The sequence below is a fragment of the Acinetobacter sp. S4400-12 genome, from assembly GCF_024129495.1.
In the GTDB taxonomy this organism is placed as follows: domain Bacteria; phylum Pseudomonadota; class Gammaproteobacteria; order Pseudomonadales; family Moraxellaceae; genus Acinetobacter; species Acinetobacter lwoffii_C.
This window is the reverse complement of record NZ_JAMXYB010000008.1, coordinates 15,549-37,313: the sequence shown is the minus strand read 5'-3', so window position 1 is coordinate 37,313 and position 21,765 is coordinate 15,549. Positions and strand designations below refer to the sequence as shown.

Below are 21,765 nucleotides of genomic sequence, written 5' to 3'. Positions count from 1 at the left end.
CTGCCAGCCAAAATGTGCAGAGGGTAAATCAAAGGTCTTGCCAACAAAAGAAGCTTAGAAAAGCTGATTTGGTGTTTTGCTATGATGACCATGCCCGTTTTAGGACAAATATGTTGACCATCACCCTTTGAACTTGCGTCAAAGGCGGCTACTCCCCAATGAAGTGCTGTGATTATAAGCAAGAACTGGCTGTTTTACAAATTAAAAACCCTGCCGAAGCAGGGTTAGTGTTTTAGGCTATGATCTAGAGTAATAGAGTACGAATATCTTTTAACAACTGGGTCAGCCTATGGGTAAAACGGGCGGCATCTGCACCATTAATCACACGGTGATCATAGGATAATGACAACGGTAACATCAGGCGTGGATCAAAACCTTCTCCGTTCCAGACTGGCTGCATGGTAGCTGGAGAAATCCCCAGTATAGCCACCTGCGGCCAGTTGACTAATGGTGTGAATGCCGTACCTCCAATTGAGCCCAGACTGGTAATGGTAAAGTTTGCCCCCTGCAAGTCTTTTGGAGACAGCTTCTTGTCACGGGCTTTCTGACTCAGCTCACCAAGCTCGACTGCAATCTGCTTAATGGATTTCTGCTCCGGATGACGCAGCACAGGTACAGTCAAGCCCTCAGGGGTGGCGACCGCAATCCCCATATGAATTTCGTTACGCAGCAATATCGCTTTGCCCTCATCTGACAGGTGAGCGGCAAACTCACGCTCTTCTTGTAGCAGGTGTGCTACTGCCTTGATGATGAATGCCATAATAGTCAGGCTTAAACCTTCTTTCTTAAAGTTGCCTTTCAGTTCATTACGCCATGCTTCAAGTTCAGTAATGTCAGCTAAGTCGAACTGCGTCACTTGCGGAATATAATTGTTGAGTGACAGCTGTGGAATAGATACTTGCTGTAATCGCGTCAGCGCCTTCTCCTCTACCCCACCGAAAGCATCAAAGCTTGGCAGCTTTGGCAAGCCAGACGCCACGGCAGCAGCTGGCGCAACTGAAGCGGTTTGTGGTGTAGTCAAACGCATTTTCACATAAGCCACCAGGTCTTCTTTCATCAGACGTGCATGCGGACCGGATGCCTTGACATCGGCCAACACCACGCCCAATTCACGTGCCAACTTGCGTACAGCAGGACCTGCATAAACTTGAGCATTGGCAGCATTCTGTTCTTTGGTCAGCTTGTCTGCATTATCAGACGTCGCGACTGCTTGATTAGAAGATGCAGCTGGCGCTGGTGCTGCATTTGTAGCAGGCACTTTTGATTCTTCTGCTGCTTTTGCTACTTCTGCCTTGGCTGCAACAGGAGCAGCTTCTGCTTGCGCTTCAGCTTCAATCGTCAGCAGTGCAACGCCTTCAGAGACATTTTGTCCCAGCTCAACATGAATGGCCTTGATCGTGCCTGCGGCTGTGCTTGGCACTTCGACTGTGGCTTTGTCCGACTCAACCACGATGATGCTCTGGTCTTTTTCAACCGTATCACCGACCTGAACCAGAATTTCAGCCACAGCTGCTTTATCGACACCTAGATCAGGCACCATCACTTCCACATCACCAGCAGGTGCTACTGAAGTTTGTGGCGCTTCGACGGCTTTCTCCTGAGTTTCCGGTTGAGTGACTTCGGCTTGAGGTGCTTCTGTTTGTGCCTGCGCTGCCGAAGTCGCAGTTTTCACTTTAAGAATCACCACCCCTTCTTTAATCGTGTCGCCTTCTTTGATGTCGATGGACTCTACTGTGCCTGCAACCGTACTGGGTACTTCAACTGTTGCCTTGTCTGATTCCACCACCACGATGCTTTGATCGAGCTCAATTTGGTCGCCGACAGACACCAGAATCTCACCGACAGTGGCTTTTTCTACACCAATATCTGGAACCTGAACATCGACCACTTCCGAGCCTGCTTGAGCCTCAGGCGTAGCAGACGTTTTTGGCTGATGCGATGCCAGCTCCTGCATGATCTCTTGATCCGGCAAAGAGGTTGGGGTATTTTCTGAAGTTTTTTGAGTAGCATCGGCTTTTTGCGACTCAACCACATTTGAAGCATCATCTTCTGCGGTCAGTTCAATCAGGAGAGTACCTTCAGTAACTTCATCACCCTGATTCACCAGAATATTTTTAACTATTCCCGCTGAAGTACTGGGCACCTCAACCGAGGCTTTATCAGATTCCAGCAAAACAATACTTTCATCAATTGCAATGCTATCCCCTACTTTGACCAAAATCTCGGCAACCGTTGCCTTGTCCACCCCAATATCAGGAGTCGTAATTTGCATGCTTAGTTCTCCTCTTTATAGTCAGCCACAGGATGTAACTCAGGCGTGATCTGTGGTGCCCAAGCGACCGGACGGTCGGTATCAAGTTCAAAGCTAGAAATCGCATCTTTCACTAAACGTGCATCAACTTCGCCTTCATCAGCCAGTTTTTTCAAGGTTGCGACCACAATATGAGCCGCATCGACACCGAAATAACTACGCAGATTGGCACGCGTATCGGAACGACCATAACCGTCGGTACCCAAAGCAACAAATGGACGGTTATCTGGAAGATAAGCCCGGATCTGTTCGCTATATGCGCGCATGTGGTCGGTTGCTGAAACGACAATACCGTCTGTACCACGCAACTGTTTGGAGATCCATGGCTCTTTGGTCTCTTCTGCCAGTGGATGCAGGCGATTGTATTCTTCACAGGCCATGCCATCACGGGCAAGCTCATTAAAGCTGGTCACGCTGTAAACATTGGAATGAATCTGGTATTCCTCACGCAGAATCTTCGCTGCCTTGATCACTTCACGCAGAATGACCCCAGAACCCAGCAGCTGTACAGTGGCTTTATCGTCTTCCTCAAGCAGGTACATACCGCGCTTGATTCCTTCTTCTACACCTTGCGGCATTTCAGGATGCTCGTAGTTCTCATTCATCACGGTCAGATAATAGAACACACGCTCCTGATTCACATACATACGCTTCAAACCGTCATGCACGATCACAGCCAGTTCATAACCGAAACATGGGTCATAAGCAACACAGTTTGGAATGGTACTGGCCAGAATGTGTGAATGACCATCCTGATGCTGTAAGCCTTCACCGTTCAGTGTGGTACGGCCTGCGGTAGCACCCAGCAAGAACCCTTGTGCCTGTGCATCGCCTGCCGCCCAGGCAATATCACCGATACGCTGGAAACCAAACATCGAGTAGTACATGTACATCGGAATCATTGGCAGGTTATTGGTTGAATAACTGGTGCCCAAAGCTGCCCAGGCACTCATGGCACCGGCTTCGTTAATCCCTTCTTGCAACATGTGACCGTCTTTGGCTTCACGATAATGCATCAGCTGTTCTTGGTCTTCCGGAGTATATTTCTGACCATGTGCCGCATAAATACCCAACTGACGGAACATGCCTTCCAAACCAAAAGTACGTGCTTCATCCGGTACGATTGGTACCACGCGGTCTTTAATTGCTTTTTCTTTCAGAAGTGCAGAGATTAAACGCACCATAACCATCGTAGTGGATTGTTCTTTGCCATTTGAACCCGCCAGTACCGAATCAAATACGGAAAGCTCAGGGATCGCCAGTTGTTCACTATCCTTGCGACGTGCAGGCAGATAACCACCCAGCGCTTCACGACGAGCCTTCATATATTTGATTTCAGGAGAATTTTCACTTGGGCGATAGAACGGCACTTCTTCCAGCTGTTCATCAGTGAAAGGAAGATTGAAACGGTCACGCACATATTTCAAAGAATTGATTTGCATCTTTTTGATTTGATGCGTTTTATTAACCGCTTCGATTTCCTCTGACAAGCCATAACCTTTTACGGTTTTCGCCAGGATCACGGTCGGCTGACCTTTGGCAGTACATGCTTCAGCATAAGCGGCAAAAACTTTGTACGGATCGTGACCGCCACGGTTCAGATTATCAATATCTTCATCGCTTAGATCTTTCACCAGCTCTTTGGCTTCTGGATATTTACCAAAGAACTTTTCGCGTGCATAAGCACCACCTTTCACCTGGTAACGCTGAAAATCGCCATCCACCGCTTCTTCCATCACGGCTTTCAGTGCGCCAGACTTGTCTTTGGCCAGTAACGGATCCCAGTGACGTCCCCAAACGACTTTAATCACACGCCAGCCTGCACCACGGAATAATGACTCAAGCTCCTGAATGATCTTGCCATTCCCTCGCACCGGACCATCTAGGCGTTGCAGGTTACAGTTCACCACCCAGATCAGGTTGTCCAGTTTTTCACGACCAGCCAGAGAAATTGCGCCTAAGCTTTCCGGCTCATCCATTTCACCATCGCCTAGATAAGCCCACACTTTACGGTCTTCTTCTTTGATCAACCCCCGGTTCATCAGGTATTTCTGAATATGTGCCTGATAAATGGACATAATTGGCCCCAGACCCATCGAGACGGTCGGGAACTGCCAGTAATCCGGCATCAAATACGGATGAGGATAACTCGGTAAACCAATACCGCCCACTTCGCGGCGGAAGTTATTCAGATGCTCTTCAGTCAACCGGCCTTCCAGGAAAGAACGCGCATAAATACCAGGTGCACAGTGGCCCTGATAATAGATCATGTCGCCGCCAAAGTGGTCACTGCTGGCACGGAAAAAATGGTTAAAGCCGACATCATACAAAGTTGCTGAGGAAGCAAAACTGGCCAAGTGACCACCCAGGTCATCACCACTCTTATTGGCACGCAAAACCATCGCCAGCGCATTCCAGCGAATCAGGGCCCGAATACGACGCTCCATATCCGCATCGCCCGGCATGGCAGGTTGTTCTTCCACCGAAATCGTATTTAAATAAGGAGTATTCAAGCGCTGGATAGGAACATGCTTTGCAATTGCACGCTGATAAAGTTTTTCTAATAAAAATGCTGCGCGCTCGGTGCCTACGTGTTGTAAAACCGAATCAAAAGCCTCTTGCCATTCTTGGGTTTCTTGCGCGTCTGTATCGCCATAAAACGCCATAATTCTACCGTTCCTAAAAGCCTAACCTAATTACTTATATGTATCATAATTTAGACTTGGGCAGGTATGGCCCTAGCTGAATGCGCCCTAGAGCTACTATTTAGCAGCTAAATACCTATTGACGTTTTATTACACAATACAACAAAAAATGGTCAATAACGTGCATTTAATATACTGCACGTATCATCTCAGATGATAATATAAAACATAAAAGCGATGAGCCTAAAGTTTCCTCAATTCGATTTATATATTGAAGAACTTTGAGAGCTAACCGCTTTTTGGAGGCAGAACGAACTGTAAGTCAGATTAAGCTAAAACAATCGAGTCAAAGACTTAAGGTAACATTGCCAAATAAGTAGATGGATTTTTACGCTGACCGTCTTTAACCACTTCATAGTGTAAATGCGGACCCGTACAGCGACCTGTACAGCCAACGTTTGCAATATGTTCACCTGCTGTTACGCGATCTCCCACGCGTGCAATCAGACGCGATGCGTGTGCATAACGAGTGAGGTAACCATTGCCATGATTAATTTCCACATATTGACCATAGCCTGTACCCCAGCCTGATTTGGTCACAATACCCGGACCTGTGGCATAAATGGGTGTACCGCTTGGCGCTGCCAAATCTAAACCTGAGTGATTTTCAGCACGCCCTCCCATGGTACGACCGCCATAGTTTGAGCTTACACGTGCATTTGGAAGGGGATGGGCAATTAACCAGGAATACGGATTGCTGACAGAAGCTGCTCTGGATGGAGCCGAAGAGCGACCATATTTTTGTGCAATGGTTTGATTATTCAGCTCGACAGGCTTCTCACGCAGCTGAATATTTAATTTGGTCTGAGCAGGAACATCAATGTCATCTGGATGAGTATAAGCGCCCTGTGCAAGAGTACGCGTCAATTGCTCGATACGATCTGTTGAGCTATTTTCCTGACTTAAGTCCACCAAGTCTGCGAATGCTACCGAAGCAGCCGATGCCGCTAAAGAAAATGCCAACAAAATACGTCGCGTATGCATAAAAAACCTCTCTAAACTGCTTAATCGAGTTTCTTGAAGCTCTCTTCCTTGATATCCACTTTAAGAAGCGCATAAGATTAAGCCATAAACATGTAGGAATTATGTATATGTCAGAACCCGTCAACGTCTTTCAAAAAACAAGAAAACAGATCAAAACAGGAAACTTTACGTTTCTCTCAACCCAAGTAACTGCATGGCAGAAACTTACGAAACTCATACAACCCTTATTGCCTCAACCGGAACAATGGCAAGTTGCTTGCTATCAAAATGGTGTGTTAACAATTACTGGAGAGAACCAAGCCATGATCAGTCAACTGGCTTATCTTCAAAAACAGTATGTTTCACAACTCTCTCAAATAAATGAATTAAAAGATTTAACTAAAATTCAGGTCTGCCTGCGAAGTCCTGTGCAAGCGGAGCCGGTACTAGAGAAATCTAAAAAAACTTTAAATCCGGAAACACAAGAATTACTTCGTAATGCTGCCGACTTTATAGGCGACCCTAAGCTTAGCCAAGCTTTGTTACGTTTGGCAAGCAATAAAAAGTAACATCGCAATTAAATGTAATAATTTTGTCGCTGAAATTCATGTGACCGCCATCACAATAGCATTATTATTTTTTTACACACTAACATAAAGACAACGACTTATGTGACCTGGACATAGGGGATTGGACATTGAGTTGCGTCATCAAATGTTACAATTTCATAGCAACCTGGATCGCTTTTTACATTGCGTAAAAGCTGATTATTTAAGGCATGGCCAGATTTATAAGCATCGAATTTGGCAATAATCTGATGCCCCAGCAAGTATAAGTCTCCCACTGCATCCAGAATCTTGTGACGCACGAACTCGTCCGAGAAACGCAAGCCTTCTTCATTAACCACCCCAGTATCATCTACGCCAATGGCATTTTCCAGGCTGGCACCAAGTGCCAGATTATTGGCTTTCAAATAGTCCAGATCTTTCATAAAGCCGAAAGTACGCGCTTCACTAACTTCATAGACAAAGGTTTCTGTGGAGAAATCGATACTGGCAGACTGATGCTCTTTTTTAAAGGCAGGATGATCAAAATCAATGGTGAAATTCAGCTGAAAACCTTCGTGTGGACTAAAAACTGCCCGTTTATCATCCAGCAAAGCTTCTACTGGCTTGATAATCTTGATGAACTTCTTTGGCGCATCCAGTTCTTGCAGACCGCCCTGCATGAGCAGATAAATAAAAGGTCCTGCACTTCCGTCCATAATTGGCACTTCGAAAGCTGAAACTTCAATAATCAAGTTATCAATTCCCAGCCCCGCAATGGCACTCATCACATGTTCAATCGTGCCCACCTTGGCATTTTCCTGCACCAGGTTAGAACACATAAAGGCTTCCTGGATTAATAAAGCATCAGCAGGAATGTCGACCGGCGGATTCAGGTCAATACGACGAAACACAATTCCCCCATCGGCATAGTGTGGCACAAAGTTAATCATGACTTTCTGCCCACTATGAAGACCGATTCCGCTCGCTTTCACGATACGTTGTAGGGTACGCTGTTTCAACATGCTTCTTTCATCTGTTCATCAACAAAACCGCTATACGTTAGCATATTTGGCCATTGATAAAAAACAAAAGGTGGCCTAAAAGCCACCTTTTATGTGCAAACATCGTAAACACATAATGTTACATGTTACTTACGCTGTTGATTTTTAAGATAATCCTGAATACTCATTGGGGTAGGACGTGGACTGGAAACTGAAGAAGTATTCACCACTGCCGCTCCTTCTTGATGCTGGCGCTGAATCGCAGGAACATCATCATCTTCAACTACAGCCTGTGGCGCAGCATTTGGGCGTGTAGCCTGTGCCGTGCTACGTTTTACCGGTTCTACCGAGTCAGCAGAGTTACGTGTTAAACCCGTTGCTATCACAGTCACACTAATTTCATCACGCGCATCCGGATCAAATACCGTACCATAAAATACCTGACCTTCGTCCAGATCAACGATCTGGTTCACTACATCTGTGATTTCCTCGATTTCACCGAAGGTTACATCATCCCCACCAGTCACGTTAATCAGGATGCCTTTAGCATTCATGATCGTCACGTTGTCAAGCAATGGGCTGCGGATTGCCTGCTCTGCTGCCTGACGTGCACGGTTTTCGCCACGGCCCAGCCCGACACCCATCATGGCATAACCACGGGTGCTCATAGCGGTTTTCAAGTCGGCAAAGTCAAGGTTAATGTGACCTGGACGTACCACTAAATCAAAAATACTGCGTACTGCATTGAGCAGGACATCATCGGCTTTTTTATATGCATCTTTCATTGAAATATCACGGAAGACTTTCAATAGACGCTGGTTGGGAATAATGATCAGGGAGTCTACATGCTGCTCTAGCGCTTCAATACCCTTTTCGGCAGATTGCAGACGGCGTTTACCTTCAAAGTTAAAGGGCGTGGTCACCACACCTACCGTCAGGATACCCATTTCTTTGGCAATCTCAGCCACCACCGGTGCTGCACCCGTACCTGTACCACCGCCCATCCCGGCTGTGACAAATACCATATCGGTACCTTCAAGCTGCTGACGGATCAGTTCACGGCTTTCTTCTGCTGCTGTCTGGCCGACTTGCGGATTTGCACCAGCACCAAGACCTCGGGTACTTTGCTCACCCAGCTGAATCTTGAATTCGGCTTCCATGCGGTCAAGCGCCTGCTTATCTGTATTTGCACAAACAAACTTTACGCCCTGGATATCTGACTGCAACATGTGCTGAACAGCATTACCACCCGCGCCACCTACACCAAATACAGTGAAACGGGCTTGACCATTGCTATCACTATGATCGTCTTCAAAAAATTCAAATGAGGCCATGACCTATAAAATTCCTAATTCATAATTGGCAGTCACTAAGCCCGTACACTGCCTTAATCTTAATAAAATTGTTTTTAAGAATGCTGCTCAAGCTTAAACTTGTCAAGTATCTGCCCGATTAGCTACAACTTCTCAACAATATTCACAAAAAAAGTCGACTTAAAAAATAGACTTCAAAGTATCGTTAAAACCAAACCAAGCTCTTTTGACACGTCGTGCCAGTGATAATTGTTCTGCTTCGTCCGGTTCAACGATGGTATCTTGCGTATCGCTCTGGCTAAACATCAGCAAACCTGCTGCCGAGGCATATTGCGAACGGCGTAGTGCAGCCTGATGCTGCTCATCGGCATAAACCTGGACTGGCGGATTACCCAGATGCGCTGAGACGCCCATACTGCGGCGGACGAAACTCACCATGCCTTCAATATGACTGGCATCTCCGGTTAGTACCACACCATGATACAGGCCTTGTAATGCACCGCTATTCACCAGTTCCTCGCGAACCATGCCTATAATTTCTTCATAACGTGCAATAATAATTTCTGCCAGTTCAATCCGACTAATGGTCTGCGGGCCATCAATCCCCTGGAACTGGATCATATGTTCCGGCTTCACCACTTTCAGATCCACGCAGCCATATAACAATTTAAGGCGTTCGGCTTCTTCCGTGGTAGTTTGCAATACGGCAGCAATGTCACGGGTAACATGTTCTCCGCCACGCTGGAAGGTATGCGTTAAAGCCAGACGCCCATCCAGATAGACGGCGATATTGGTGGTTCCTGCGCCAATATCTACCAAGCATACGCCATATTCTCTTTCATCCTTAAGCAGACTGGCTTCAGCTGTCGCCAAAGATGAAATCACCATTTTTTCTACACCAATATTGGCCCCTTTTAACGCGCGATCAATATTCTGCATAGTACTGATTGGCAACATCATTAAATGGTAATGTCCGACCATTTTGTGTGCAGACATACGGATCGGATTCAGTACCCATTCCGGGGAATCATCTAGCTCAAAGCCGAGCGGCACCGCACTGACCAGATAATAGTCTGAGGTGACATGACTGGCTTTGGCCAGTTCTAGCGCCCGCACTACTTCGCTGGTGGTAATCGAGTGTTCGCTATTATCGATATTCGTACGGCCTGATGCATAAAAACTTTTTAATTCCGCACTCGGAATTGAGACCCAGGCAGAGTGGACACGACATTCGGCCATATCTTCTGCTTCTTGTACGGCGTTTTTAATGGCGGTAATGACTTTATCGAGACTAACAATTTTCCCTTTATTCATGCCTCGGTTACGAGCGGTCGCCATACCAATAACTTGGATATTGTCTGGCGCATGTACCTTACCAATCAAAACTGAAACTTTGTGTGTCCCAATGTCAATCGCCACAACCGAGGGAACAGCTTCATTCATTATTAACTACTACCATTACGTGTTTGTTAGATTTATGGCTTTAAGGCCTCTAATTTTTAAAACCGATCATTATGGCTTTAGTGTGACCTAATTCTCAACGCCCGTGTCATTAATGGTTACAATAAAGTCACCATTTACAATTTTAGGAGGTGACGAATTTTTCCACTGAATAGCCAATCCATTACGATAGCGCAGGTCGATGGCAGAAATTCTGGACCACACCGGCTTTAAATCACTCTGAGCCAACTGGCTCAAACGTTGCAGCTTACTCATGGTCTGGTCTTTGTCAACAATGACGCGCAAGCCGGAATCAAATTGCATAAACCAGGTCATTCGTTCGGTTAAGTAGAGTTCTTTTAGACGAATACCCTGGGGTAAGAATAACTGATTAATTTCATTATAACGGCGCATCATGGTATTGGCATGTGTAGAGGGCCCATGCAGCAACGGTAACTCAGAATAATTTTTTGGCGTGACTTCCGAGAAAATGATACCACTGTCACTCAGCAGACGTCCGGTACCCCAGCGCGCAATCGCATGATGCGGCATGACCCGTACCCGAATGGCATCCGGCCAGGCACGTGAGACCACCACCCGATCGACCCAAGATAGTTCCAAGGCCTGATCACGGATTTTCTCCAGATCTGAACTAAAGTAGTTTTCGGTCATCAAGGGTGCAATATGCTGCATGACCTGGCGTTCCTCAGCCGCTGAACGGGTGCCGGCCACCTTCAGTTCAGCAGTTTCGGCATGGGTCATTACATTATACAGCCCAAAAATCCCGCAAGCCAAGACCACCAATGCCACCAACAAGAATACCCAGCCTCCGAAGTTGGTCAGCTTTTCTTTGGGCGTTGGTGGCTTATCGTGAATTGACGTAATCGCAGCACGTTTACGGCGCATGGATGCAGGAAGTTGAGCCATAGTCTAGTATGCCGCACCGGTTAAAGTCTGTTCCAGAATCGCGACACAGAGCTCATCAAAACTGTAGCCGACTGCTGCTGCTGCTTTAGGCACCAGAGAATGGCTGGTCATGCCCGGGACAGTATTCACCTCTAGCAACCAGAAATTGCCTTGTTCATCCTGCATCGCATCAATACGTCCCCAGCCGCTTGCACCCACTGCCTGAAAAGCACGAAGTGCCAGCACCTGCAAGTTCTGCTCTTCTGCTTCTGTCAAGCCGCACGGAATGCCATACTCCACATCATTGCGGTTATATTTGGTTTCATAGTCGTAAAAAGCCACATCCTTAGGAGGCTGCAGGCGAATGACTGGCAGAGACTGTCCATTGAGCAAAACAATGGTAAATTCACGTCCTGTAATCCATTTTTCTGCCATGACCACTGCATCGTGCTCAGTCGCTTTCACAATAGCTTCGCTAAAGTCTTCAATTTTTTCGACCTTACTCATGCCGATACTGGAGCCTTCATGCACCGGCTTGATAATCAGCGGCAGACCCAAAGCTGCCACAATTTCTTCAGGATTCGAGTCTTTGGTCACAATACGATAAGGTGCTGTCGGCAGCTCCGAACCCTGCCAGACCTGCTTGGTCTTGACCTTGTCCATACCGATGGCAGAACCCTGCACCCCTGTGCCGGTATAAGGCACATTTAACCATTCCAGCGCACCCTGAATCTGACCATCTTCACCACCGCGGCCATGCAGCACAATAAAAGCACGATCATAATTGACCAGCTCTGTGATGCTACGTTCCTGCGGATCAAAGCGCTCAGCATTAACACCTGAACGCACAAGTGCCTCAAATACAGCTGTACCACTATCTAGAGAAACCTCACGCTCTGCAGATTTACCACCCAGCAATACGGCTACTTTTCCAAATTTTGAAGCATTTGACACGTTTATATCCTTAAACTTTTTTCAATCTGATCTATTCAATCTCGCCACATCAGACGGATTATTTTACATATAAATGATTCTGGGCAAGTTCGAGCGAGATGGCTCCCACATTACCTGCGCCTTGGGTTAATAACAAGTCATTTGCTTGCAAGACCTTGTTCATCACCTGACTCAGATTCCCCTCAACCGTATCGATTAAAATTGGTTCAACTTCACCGCGTAAACGGATACTGCGCGCCAGGGCACGACTGTCAGCCCCCACAATCGGCTTTTCTCCGGCAGGATAGACATCCAGTAATAACAGCTGATCGACCTGTGACAATACATCGACAAAGTCATCAAAGCAGTCACGGGTACGGCTAAAACGGTGCGGCTGGAACATCATGACCAGACGGCGGTCCGGGTGGCTTTGACGTGCAGCTTTAATGGTGGCTTCCACTTCTTTGGGATGGTGACCATAGTCATCGACCAGCTGGACATCACCACCGTCGATCTCAAATGCACCCTGCACCTGGAAGCGCCGACCGACTCCACTAAACCCTTCCAAAGCACGGCAAATTGCAGCATCAGAGACCCCCTCGTCCGTTGCAATACCAATCGCGGCCAAGGCATTCAAGACATTATGCAGACCGGGCTGATTGACGGTAACGTCTAAAGGTTCACGGTCTTTACGCAATACGGTAAAATGCGTACGCATCCCGTCCTGATTGACATTGACTGCACGAATGTCGTTATCTTCATTAAAACCATAAGTCAGCACCGGACGCGCAATACGCGGCATGATTTCCCGGATATTGGCATCATCGCCACACACCACGGCCAGACCATAAAATGGCAGCTTATGCAGGAACTGAATAAAGGTATCTTTGAGCACATCGAAACTGCCCCCATACGTATCCATATGGTCGGCATCAATATTGGTCACAACGGCTGCCATTGGCTCAAGATGCAGGAAAGAGGCATCTGATTCATCTGCTTCTGCCACGATATAACGGCTCGCACCCAAAGCAGCATTGACCCCCGTACGGTTCAGCAGACCGCCAATCACATAGGTCGGGTCCATGTTTTCTTCAGCCAGCATGCAGGTAATCAGACTGGTGGTGGTGGTTTTGCCATGGGTACCTGCGACTGCAATCCCATGACGGTAACGCATCAGTTCCCCGAGCATTTCTGCACGGCGCACTACCGGAATACGATTCTCAATCGCCGCCTTAATTTCCGGGTTTTCCTGGTCAATCGCTGTAGACACCACGATGACATTGGCACCCTTGATATTGTCCGCTGTATGGCCGATATAGACCTTGATGCCATTTTCTTCCAGCTGAGCGGTGGTTTTAGACGCTTTAATATCTGAACCGGAGACTTTATAACCCTGGTTTTTGAGTACTTCCGCGATCCCGCACATGCCTGCACCGCCAATCCCCACAAAATGTATGTGTTTGATACGGCGCATTTCCGGCACTTTAATTAATTTCTTTGCTTGTTCAGCTGGCGTGGTTGGAGACATAATTTACTCGGATTACAATTCTTGAATGAAACGGACCACTTGTTGGGTCGCATCGGGTTGAGCCTGACAACGTGCTTTGACCGCCATCTCCATCAATAACTGACGGTTCAGCATCGACTCTAATAAGGTTGTTAAACTTTCTGGCGTCATACTGGCCTGCGGACAGATTTTAGCTGCGTTCAGATTGGCCAGGAATTTTGCATTTGCAGTTTGATGGTCATCAACGGCACTTGGTAATGGCACAAAAATCGCCGCCACACCGGCAGTTGCAATTTCCGTTACCGTCAAGGCCCCCGCACGGCAGATAATCAGGTCGGCATCACTATAGGCCTGGGCCATATCTTCAATAAAAGGCTGGACGTCAACCTGCAGATGAGCCGGTGCATCGGCATAACGTGCCCGGGTCGCCTCGGCCTGATTCTGGCCACACTGATGATAGATGTTTAGAGGCATCTGCAACTGTTTCAGGGCCTCGGGTACCCGCTCATTTAAGGCCTGTGCCCCCAAAGAGCCGCCAACAATCAGAATCCGTAGCGGCTGACCGGCTTTTTCCCGCTCCTGATAACGCCAGGACGGATTTAAAATTTCGGTAATTTCCTTGCGTACCGGATTGCCTGTGGTTACCACTTTGGATTGTGCCGGGAAAGTCTCGGGAAAGGCCTGACATACAGTTTTCGCCACACGCGATAATTGAGTATTGGTAAAGCCAGCGACCGCATTCTGTTCATGAATGAGCACCGGAATCCCCAGAAGACGTGCCGCCAGTCCCCCCGGTCCGGCCACATAGCCGCCAAAGCCAGCGACTGCATCGACTTTCAGACGCTTCATATGCTGCATGGCACTTAAAGTGGCTTTTAAAATTTTAAAAGGTGCCAGGGCTTTACGAACAAAACCGTTACCACGTACCCCTTGAATATCAATTTGATAAATAGGAATGTGATGATTTTTTAATAGACGGTTTTCCATGCCTGCCGGAGTCGCCAACCAAGACACTTGAATGCCTTGTTGTTGTAAATCTTTTGCAACGGCTAACGCTGGAAACACATGTCCACCCGTACCTGCGGCCATCATCATGACATGTTTAGGCTGTTTTTGTTGAGCGTCAGTCACGGTCTAATTCTTCAATACTAAAAATGGAACAGGAAATCTGATTTTAAGCAATCAATTGTAATCACAATCGTCAGGCCTTGAAAGGATATTTACTTTATTTCAACACGCCTTTAATTGTTTTTTTCATGCGAATTGAAAGTTTAAACTAGTTTTATTATCAGGTCTGCACTTTTTCCTAGACTTCAGTGAAGTATCATGATCATTTTAAACTATTTTCTGACGAAGAGAGTTATAGGTATAAAGAGACGATGACTTGGTTCTGCAAGGTTTTCTCTGGACAGTTTATTGTCTCTGTCATCCTAGTGACTTGCTGCGCTAAGGCTTAAAAAAATATAAATTTCGTTCATACTTCATGTTCTTCATACGTTATCAGTTTTTCTCAACTCACTCCTCGATTGCTTAGGGTTTGTTGGCAGTTCATACATAGATTGCGCGATAAGCTAAACCTGAACAGATGAGGCCTGAAATGAAGAGACTAGGGTCAAGTTTCATAGCGAAATCTGAGAGAGTTTTAGTTACAAGAACAAAAACAAAGCATCGCTTGGTGCACCGCCCAAGAGAATGAGCATAAATGAATTGCCAACAGACCCTAAATGGATTAACGCATTAGCGATGTCAACACTATCAATTCGTGATGTATGGATTATTTTGGCCGGCTATTTGGCGCCCGTATTGTAGCCAACCTCTCTGCAGTCATTCCCATCACTCAACAGGATTTAGGCCGGAGCTTTACTCAGGCCGGTTTCTCGCCAGATTCAACCAACCGCAGCTTTATAATTTTTCTGCCTTATTGAAGGGATCGGATTTCTTAGCCTTGCTGTATACGCACCCGCTATTTTAAAACGCATCCGCCCACCGGACACACTGAATTTTAACAGGGCCCATAATTTCAGCCAGTCTTTCCCTGCTAGGCATATTAACAACGCTGCTATTAGTGGGGTGAGTTAAGCGTCTGCCCAATAAAAAAAAGAGCCTGATTTCAGGCTCTTTTTAAGTTCCTAGATTCGCATTTAAACCTGACTGGCCCGACCGGCTTCAAGTACGGCAAACAGATCGTCCGCAATCGACGTGCCAAACTGGTCATCAATCTCACGAATACAGGTGGGACTGGTGACATTAATTTCTGTGACATAATTGCCAATCACATCCAGTCCAACAAAAACCAGTCCTTTTTCACGTAAAAATGGACCAACTTTCGCTGCAATGGCCTTATCATTGTCTGTAAGTGGGCGGGCTTCTCCACGGCCGCCTGCAGCCAGATTACCGCGCACTTCCCCATTTTGTGGAATACGGGCCAGACAATACGGCACCGGTTCACCATTAATCATTAAAATACGTTTATCACCATCGACAATTTCCGGAATATAGCGCTGCGCCATAATCGGCTGGGTGCCATTATTGGTCAGCATTTCAATGGTTGAACCAATATTAATCCCATCCTGATAAAGACGGAAAATCCCGGTGCCCCCCATCCCGTCTAGCGGTTTTACAATCACATCCACATGCTGCTTCAGGAAATCACGGATCAGACTTTGCTGTGAAGTCACCAAGGTAGGAACCTGCAGTTCTGGAAATTGGGTCGCAAACAACTTTTCATTACAGTCACGTAAGCTTTGGGGCTTGTTGATAATCCACGCCCCTTCACGTTCTGCCTGCTCCAGAATATAGGTGGTATAAACAAAGTTCATATCGAATGGCGGGTCTTTACGCATTAACACCACGTCATAACTGGCCAGCGATTCTTTTTGTTTTTCGCCCAGCTCATAATAGTGCCCATAGTCTTCAAACACCTGTAATGGCGCGATCAGGCCAAAGGCTTTTCCCTGATCGATATATAAATCTTGCTGTAATGCATACCCTAATTCATGCCCACGACGTGCCGCGGCCCATAGCATCGCCATAGTGGAATCTTTTTTCAGGTTTACATTTTCGATGGGGTCCATCACAACAAGTACGCGCATGTGTCTATGCTCTTTTTAAAAATGACTTGGCGAGCAGTATAGCCTGTGTGAATTCTTTTGTTTATGGTGATTTTGCATGACTTGTTTTGTATAAATACAAAGAGTTCTTGGGATAAAAGGAAGGTAACAATGCAGCAGGCAATTATCGGCTTTCACCTAGATGAAGATCATCACTGGGTGGCAGAACTGGCATGTGGGCATGGGCAGCATGTACGCCACAATCCCCCCTGGCAAAACCGTCCCTGGGTAATGACCGAGCAGGGCCGTCAGGAAAAACTGGGGCTGCTCTTAGACTGCAAAAAGTGTGAGGAAACCGGCTCAATGACTTAAGAGAAAAGCCTAAAGCCCCCCTCTCTAGCCCATGCTCACAAAAATCATGCAATTCCAGATTTGCTAATTTGCAGAACTATGCTTATGCTTTTATGGCTTCAGTATGCAGCAAGATAAGGTCAATGTTCGGCACACGGTTTGTAAAACAGCTCTGGTTGATGCTGCTGATGGTATTTGCCATCGGCTGGAGCGGCGTGTCTGTAGCATCGACCAAAACCATGCACCTGATCTTGCCTGCTAAAACCACCACTCATACAATGCCAATGGCAGCCAATCATGAGTTTCTGGATTCAGCTCATGAACTGCAGGCCTTTGCCTCGAGCCATTGTGACTCTGGAATCGCCACGCACCAGGACTGTCTGGATTGTGGCTATAGTGCCTGTCAAAGCCTGATCACGGGCTTAAATATGCATCCGCCTGAACTGCACAGCTTTAATATCCAGTTCGCAGAAAAAACCGCCCTCCCCATTTATAGCGCCCAGCATCTCGCCGGTTACTGGCAGGAAATTTTACGTCCACCCAAAGCTTGATCCTGATTTTTTAAATTTTTTATTAAATGAAGGATAAAGTTATGTTGATTAAATTTTCCCAATACCTGTATCTGGGCATCTCGCTGATGTCGCCGTCTGCCATATTTGCAGCTGTGAAAGAATATCATCTGGTGATTGATGAAAGTCCGGTCAATCTCACGGGTAAAACCGTGCAGCGGATTAGTGTCAATGGCCAGTTTCCTGCGCCACTGCTTGAGTTTGAAGAAGGCGATGACGCAGTGATTCATGTCAAAAACAACCTGAAACATCAGGATAGCTCGATTCACTGGCATGGGCTGCTTTTGCCTGGCCTGATGGATGGTGTGCCTGGATTTAACGGTTTTCAGGGCATTAAGCCCAAGCAGGAATTTACCTACCGCTTTAAGGTTCGCCAGCATGGTACTTACTGGTATCACGCCCATTCCAAAGGTCAGGAACAGGACGGCTTATATGGTGCTCTGGTGATTTATCCCAAAGCCCAAACAGCGCTTCCTGCACATGAAAAAAACGAACGCGAATATGTAGTCATGCTGTCAGACTTTCATGAACAGGGCAGCCAGCAAATTCAGAATAATCTGAAAAAATCAGCCGAGTATTATCAAAACCAGCGTGAAACCCTGAGCGATGTCTGGAAACAGGTCAAACGTGATGGCCTTAAAGCAACCTGGTCGGACCGCAAAATGTGGAACCAGATGCGCATGCTAAAAACCGATCTTTCAGATGTCACGGGTTATACATTTTTGGTGAATGGAAAAACCCCGCAACAAAACTGGACGGGACAATTCCAACCGAATGAAAAAGTCCGGCTACGTTTTATCAATGCCTCCGCCATGTCTTTCTTTGATGTGCGTATTCCGCATCTGAAAATGACTGTGATCAGTGCAGATGGCCAACCGGTGCAGCCAGTAGAAGTCGATGAATTCCGTATCGGCACGGCAGAGACTTATGATGTGGTGGTCGAGCCTACAGCTGCCCATTACCAGATTGAGGCCGAATCTATTGACCGTTCTGGTTTTGCGATTGGTAGCCTGCATAATGCTGCATTTCCAGCCAATACAGCGATGCATCTGCCAGCTTCACGCCCACGCGCTTTACTCACAATGGAAGATATGGGGCATGGCCAGGAACACAGCAACATGCAAGGCAGTGAACACTCGTCTATGCAACATACTGCAGCTAACGCTGATCAGACCAGCCCAGCGGCAGATGCACACAGCCAACACAGCCAACATCATGATGCTCCGGCTTCTGCCCCAGAATCACAACCGGTGTATGGCTGGGCCAATGCCTCCACACCTGTTGGGCATAAAGCCTTGCAATATAGTGACTTAAAAGCCCTGACTCCCCAAGCGGATACCCGCCCCGCACAGCGTGAACTGGTCATTCGTCTGGGTGGAACCATGGAGCGCTATATCTGGACCATTAATGGTAAAAAGTTCAATGAGGCTGAACCACTGCAGGTCAAGTTTGGTGAACGGATCCGCCTGAAATTTATCAATGACAGCATGATGGCGCATCCCATGCATTTACATGGCATGTTTATGCAGCTGGAAAATGGCCAGTCTTCCTCAATGATGCCCAACAAACATACGGTAGTCGTACCGCCAGGAAAAACGGTGACCACCTTATTAACTGCTGACGAACTGGGAGAATGGGCAATTCATTGCCATCTGCTCTATCACATGAGTGCCGGGATGATGAACAAGCTGATTGTGGCGCAGGTCGATGACACTATAGCATCAGCGCCCACTGCTTCCCCGAAGTCCACAGTTAAACTGGCAGCCGAGCAAGGAGAGAACCATGCACACCACTAACCTCTTGTTAAGATCTATGTTAAGCACTGCCCTTAGCTTGGCCAGTTTCGCCACCATGGCAGCCAATGAACCTCATCATCACGGGCAGACAGCTCATGCTCCTCTGGTCACCTTACCGCAGCAACCCGAAAGGCAGCCGGCGATCAACGCTTCGGATAGCACACATGATCACCGTCAAGAACACGGTGGGCAGATTTATAGCCGGCTGGTACTGGACCAGAAATGGCAACTGAACTCAGATGGGGATGGCGCATTAAAATCAGACAACGAACTACGGATCGGGACTGATGAAAACAAGCTGGTACTCAAGCTCCATGCGGACAAGGCCGAGTCTGCACAGGCTGAATATGATGTCAAGACTTTATATAGTCGCAATATTTCAGACTTCTGGGATGCTCAGGCCGGCGTACGCTATCGTCAGGAAAATCTGGCTGCTCCTTCTACAGGCCAGCAGGTAGAACGTCTGGATGCTGTCTTTGGCTTGCATGGCTTGGCGCCCTATTTTTTTGAAACCGATGCATATCTGTATATTGGCGAAGATGATTTTGTCGGTCTCAGCCTGGAAACAACGCGTGATCTGCTACTCAGCCAGAAGCTGATTATACAACCTTATGCCGAACTGGATGTGGTGCTGCAGGATCAGGCACGCAATGCCAAAAAGACTGGCCTAAGTCACGCGGTTCTTGGGCTGGAGACCCGGTATGAAATCAATAAAAAAGTCATGCCCTATGTAGATATTGCCTATCAGTATGCTAAGGGAGATGACAAAACAGCCTGGCAGGAGAGTACAGACTCGGAACAAGGCTGGTGGTATGGCGCAGGCCTGAGAATGATCTTCTAAAGCCATCAGATGAAGGATTTAACCTGAGTTAAGTAGCACAACTATTTCCGCGAAGTTCACAGCTTTTACTTGTTTTAATAAGGTTTTAAATTAGATTGCTGTGAACCTAGCGCTATTCGCTGCGCGCTTAGGAGGCTGTCAAAACTTTTGACCCTACTTAGGCCCATGATCATACTGCTGAGTCAATTGGAATCCCTCACTCTAGATTTGAGAAACACGATCAAATCATAACCAGCGATTTTTTATAGATACATATAATTCAACAATACCTAAACTTGCTGTCCAAGGCACATATTCAAATACTCTCAATGCCTTACGTACAATAGAAAAGATAGAATGAAGCACTGTCTGATTAAATGGCTCGACTCGCTTTTGCCTAGCTTTCAGATATACCAGTCATATAGATATCAAAAAATGCTTAGTTTCTCTAAACTCCGAAGGTGAAGTCCCCACCCATTTTTTAAAAGCACGTGTAAAATTGGTGGGTTGTTCATAACCTAAATATTCGGCAATTTGCTGAATACTCATATCACTTTTCATCAGTAAGTCTTTTGCATCGTGTAATCTAATTTCATCCAAAAGACTGGAATAGGTTGTCCCTACATTGTGTAAGTTTCGTTTAAGTGTACGACTTGAAACCGCCATACTTTTTGCAATTTCCTCTAAACTTGGATAACCTTTTCTTGGCGTTAAAATGAGTTTAGACTTTACTTGCAAAGTTATATCACTGATTTTAATGACGAAATATTGCTGTTCGATTTTACATTGTTGCAATGCTTGCTGATAGGCAATTGGATCGGCCATGTAGATTGGTACATATAACATTTCCGTTTCAAAATGAATCATATTATTCGGCTGATTAAATTGAATAGTGGGGAGCATCTGCCGGTATTTAGCATGATAGTTGGGTTCAGACCAGTCAAAGTCTATACCTACTTTTGAATAATCCTCATGTGTTAGAAACTTAGCAGCCTGTACAGCCCCAATCATTATGCATTCATAAAAAAAACGTCTTAATATGAAAATTTGCTCCGCCTGACTCGCCATAACGGGATGTAATTCTGTAATTTCTAAAGAAGACTGATTTGAGTTCTCATGAAAAGTAATTTGATAATGTCGCAAACGCATCGTAAAAAACTGTAAAACCAGTTCAATGGCCTGTTTTAAATTCGCACAACTCATCAGGGCAAATCCCATAGGACCATGAGCTGTCAACCGAAGTGCTACCCCATATTCATAACCAAGCCCATCATGATCAGTGAGTTGCAAGCTTTCCCAAACCAATCGTGACCATTGTCTCGGGGTAATTCTATCCTGTAGTAAAGCTTGGTGTGGAATTCTACTTTTTCTGAGCAGGTCGGTACTGTCTATCCCTTTTTTCGCCATGATTTCAAGCAAAATAACAGCATAGGAAACTGGAATACTGGCACTATTTAGAAGAAAAGGATCTTTCATCTTTTTGCTTTTAATTTTTTTGTCCCAAATTGATCAGTAGTATGGCTCAAGTCCATCTCACGCTCAAGTTCTGTTC

Annotated in this window: 18 protein-coding genes and 1 riboswitch; of the genes, 6 read left to right on the top strand and 12 right to left on the bottom strand. The window is 46.5% G+C overall.

Going from position 1 to position 21,765, the window contains the following annotated elements; all coding sequences use genetic code 11:
- Window positions 1-42 precede the first annotated feature (42 nt).
- Window positions 43-169, bottom strand: a riboswitch (yybP-ykoY riboswitch).
- A 75-nt stretch (window positions 170-244) separates the two neighbouring features.
- From NI461_RS05715 to NI461_RS05705, 3 genes are all read right to left on the bottom strand, one after another.
- Window positions 245-2,272, bottom strand: a complete 2,028-nt coding sequence (locus tag NI461_RS05715; protein ID WP_253156787.1) for a 2-oxo acid dehydrogenase subunit E2 — start codon at window positions 2,270-2,272, stop codon at window positions 245-247.
- Window positions 2,273-2,274: 2 nt separating this feature from the next.
- The gene (gene aceE / locus NI461_RS05710) at window positions 2,275-4,977 is read right to left on the bottom strand and encodes a pyruvate dehydrogenase (acetyl-transferring), homodimeric type (RefSeq protein ID WP_253156785.1); all 2,703 of its coding nucleotides are present in this window, start codon (window positions 4,975-4,977) and stop codon (window positions 2,275-2,277) included.
- Window positions 4,978-5,310: 333 nt separating this feature from the next.
- Complete coding sequence (locus tag NI461_RS05705; protein ID WP_151205304.1) at window positions 5,311-6,000, bottom strand: M23 family metallopeptidase; 690 nt, start codon at window positions 5,998-6,000, stop codon at window positions 5,311-5,313.
- A 107-nt stretch (window positions 6,001-6,107) separates the two neighbouring features.
- Between NI461_RS05705 and NI461_RS05700 the strand changes: the two genes are divergently transcribed.
- Window positions 6,108-6,548 (top strand): DciA family protein, encoded by a 441-nt coding sequence (locus NI461_RS05700; RefSeq protein ID WP_151205303.1) that lies wholly within the window; start codon window positions 6,108-6,110, stop codon window positions 6,546-6,548.
- A 98-nt stretch (window positions 6,549-6,646) separates the two neighbouring features.
- Here NI461_RS05700 and lpxC read toward each other — a convergent pair whose 3' ends face one another.
- The 7 genes from lpxC to murG all read right to left on the bottom strand — a co-directional run bounded on the left by lpxC (window position 6,647) and on the right by murG (window position 14,758).
- Window positions 6,647-7,549 (bottom strand): UDP-3-O-acyl-N-acetylglucosamine deacetylase, encoded by a 903-nt coding sequence (gene lpxC / locus NI461_RS05695; protein WP_151206904.1) that lies wholly within the window; start codon window positions 7,547-7,549, stop codon window positions 6,647-6,649.
- A gap of 125 nt (window positions 7,550-7,674) precedes the next feature.
- Window positions 7,675-8,862: a cell division protein FtsZ gene (gene ftsZ, locus NI461_RS05690; RefSeq protein ID WP_151205301.1), complete on the bottom strand. Its 1,188-nt coding sequence runs from the start codon at window positions 8,860-8,862 to the stop codon at window positions 7,675-7,677.
- Between the two features lie 159 nt (window positions 8,863-9,021).
- Window positions 9,022-10,284, bottom strand: a complete 1,263-nt coding sequence (gene ftsA / locus NI461_RS05685; RefSeq protein ID WP_151205300.1) for a cell division protein FtsA — start codon at window positions 10,282-10,284, stop codon at window positions 9,022-9,024.
- Window positions 10,285-10,371: 87 nt separating this feature from the next.
- Window positions 10,372-11,208, bottom strand: a complete 837-nt coding sequence (locus tag NI461_RS05680; RefSeq protein ID WP_151206905.1) for a cell division protein FtsQ/DivIB — start codon at window positions 11,206-11,208, stop codon at window positions 10,372-10,374.
- Window positions 11,209-11,211: 3 nt separating this feature from the next.
- Window positions 11,212-12,141, bottom strand: a complete 930-nt coding sequence (locus NI461_RS05675; RefSeq protein ID WP_151206906.1) for a D-alanine--D-alanine ligase — start codon at window positions 12,139-12,141, stop codon at window positions 11,212-11,214.
- A gap of 58 nt (window positions 12,142-12,199) precedes the next feature.
- Window positions 12,200-13,648, bottom strand: coding sequence for a UDP-N-acetylmuramate--L-alanine ligase (gene murC / locus NI461_RS05670; RefSeq protein WP_151206907.1), 1,449 nt, complete (start codon window positions 13,646-13,648; stop codon window positions 12,200-12,202).
- Between the two features lie 12 nt (window positions 13,649-13,660).
- Window positions 13,661-14,758: an undecaprenyldiphospho-muramoylpentapeptide beta-N-acetylglucosaminyltransferase gene (gene murG / locus NI461_RS05665; protein ID WP_151206908.1), complete on the bottom strand. Its 1,098-nt coding sequence runs from the start codon at window positions 14,756-14,758 to the stop codon at window positions 13,661-13,663.
- A 638-nt stretch (window positions 14,759-15,396) separates the two neighbouring features.
- On the opposite strand from murG, the gene NI461_RS05660 reads away from it, so the two are divergent.
- Window positions 15,397-15,552, top strand: coding sequence for a hypothetical protein (locus tag NI461_RS05660; protein ID WP_253156783.1), 156 nt, complete (start codon window positions 15,397-15,399; stop codon window positions 15,550-15,552).
- 216 nt (window positions 15,553-15,768) lie between these two features.
- Here the strand turns inward: NI461_RS05660 and gshB are convergent, their stop codons facing one another.
- On the bottom strand, window positions 15,769-16,719 hold the full coding sequence (gene gshB / locus NI461_RS05655) for a glutathione synthase (RefSeq protein WP_253156781.1): 951 nt from the start codon (window positions 16,717-16,719) through the stop codon (window positions 15,769-15,771).
- Window positions 16,720-16,848: 129 nt separating this feature from the next.
- On the opposite strand from gshB, the gene NI461_RS05650 reads away from it, so the two are divergent.
- The 4 genes from NI461_RS05650 (at window position 16,849) to NI461_RS05635 (ending at window position 20,234) form a co-directional block, all read left to right on the top strand.
- Window positions 16,849-17,049 (top strand): DUF3565 domain-containing protein, encoded by a 201-nt coding sequence (locus tag NI461_RS05650; RefSeq protein ID WP_174660456.1) that lies wholly within the window; start codon window positions 16,849-16,851, stop codon window positions 17,047-17,049.
- Window positions 17,050-17,171: 122 nt separating this feature from the next.
- On the top strand, window positions 17,172-17,579 hold the full coding sequence (locus tag NI461_RS05645) for a hypothetical protein (protein WP_253156779.1): 408 nt from the start codon (window positions 17,172-17,174) through the stop codon (window positions 17,577-17,579).
- A 41-nt stretch (window positions 17,580-17,620) separates the two neighbouring features.
- Entirely contained in the window at window positions 17,621-19,393 is a 1,773-nt protein-coding gene (locus NI461_RS05640) for a copper resistance system multicopper oxidase (protein WP_253156777.1), read from the top strand.
- Window positions 19,380-20,234 (top strand): copper resistance protein B, encoded by an 855-nt coding sequence (locus tag NI461_RS05635; protein WP_253156774.1) that lies wholly within the window; start codon window positions 19,380-19,382, stop codon window positions 20,232-20,234. The genes NI461_RS05640 and NI461_RS05635 overlap by 14 nt, the downstream gene beginning before the upstream one ends.
- A 396-nt stretch (window positions 20,235-20,630) precedes the next feature.
- Here the strand turns inward: NI461_RS05635 and NI461_RS05630 are convergent, their stop codons facing one another.
- Window positions 20,631-21,689, bottom strand: coding sequence for an AraC family transcriptional regulator (locus NI461_RS05630; RefSeq protein WP_253156773.1), 1,059 nt, complete (start codon window positions 21,687-21,689; stop codon window positions 20,631-20,633).
- Window positions 21,690-21,765: the final 76 nt, after the last annotated feature.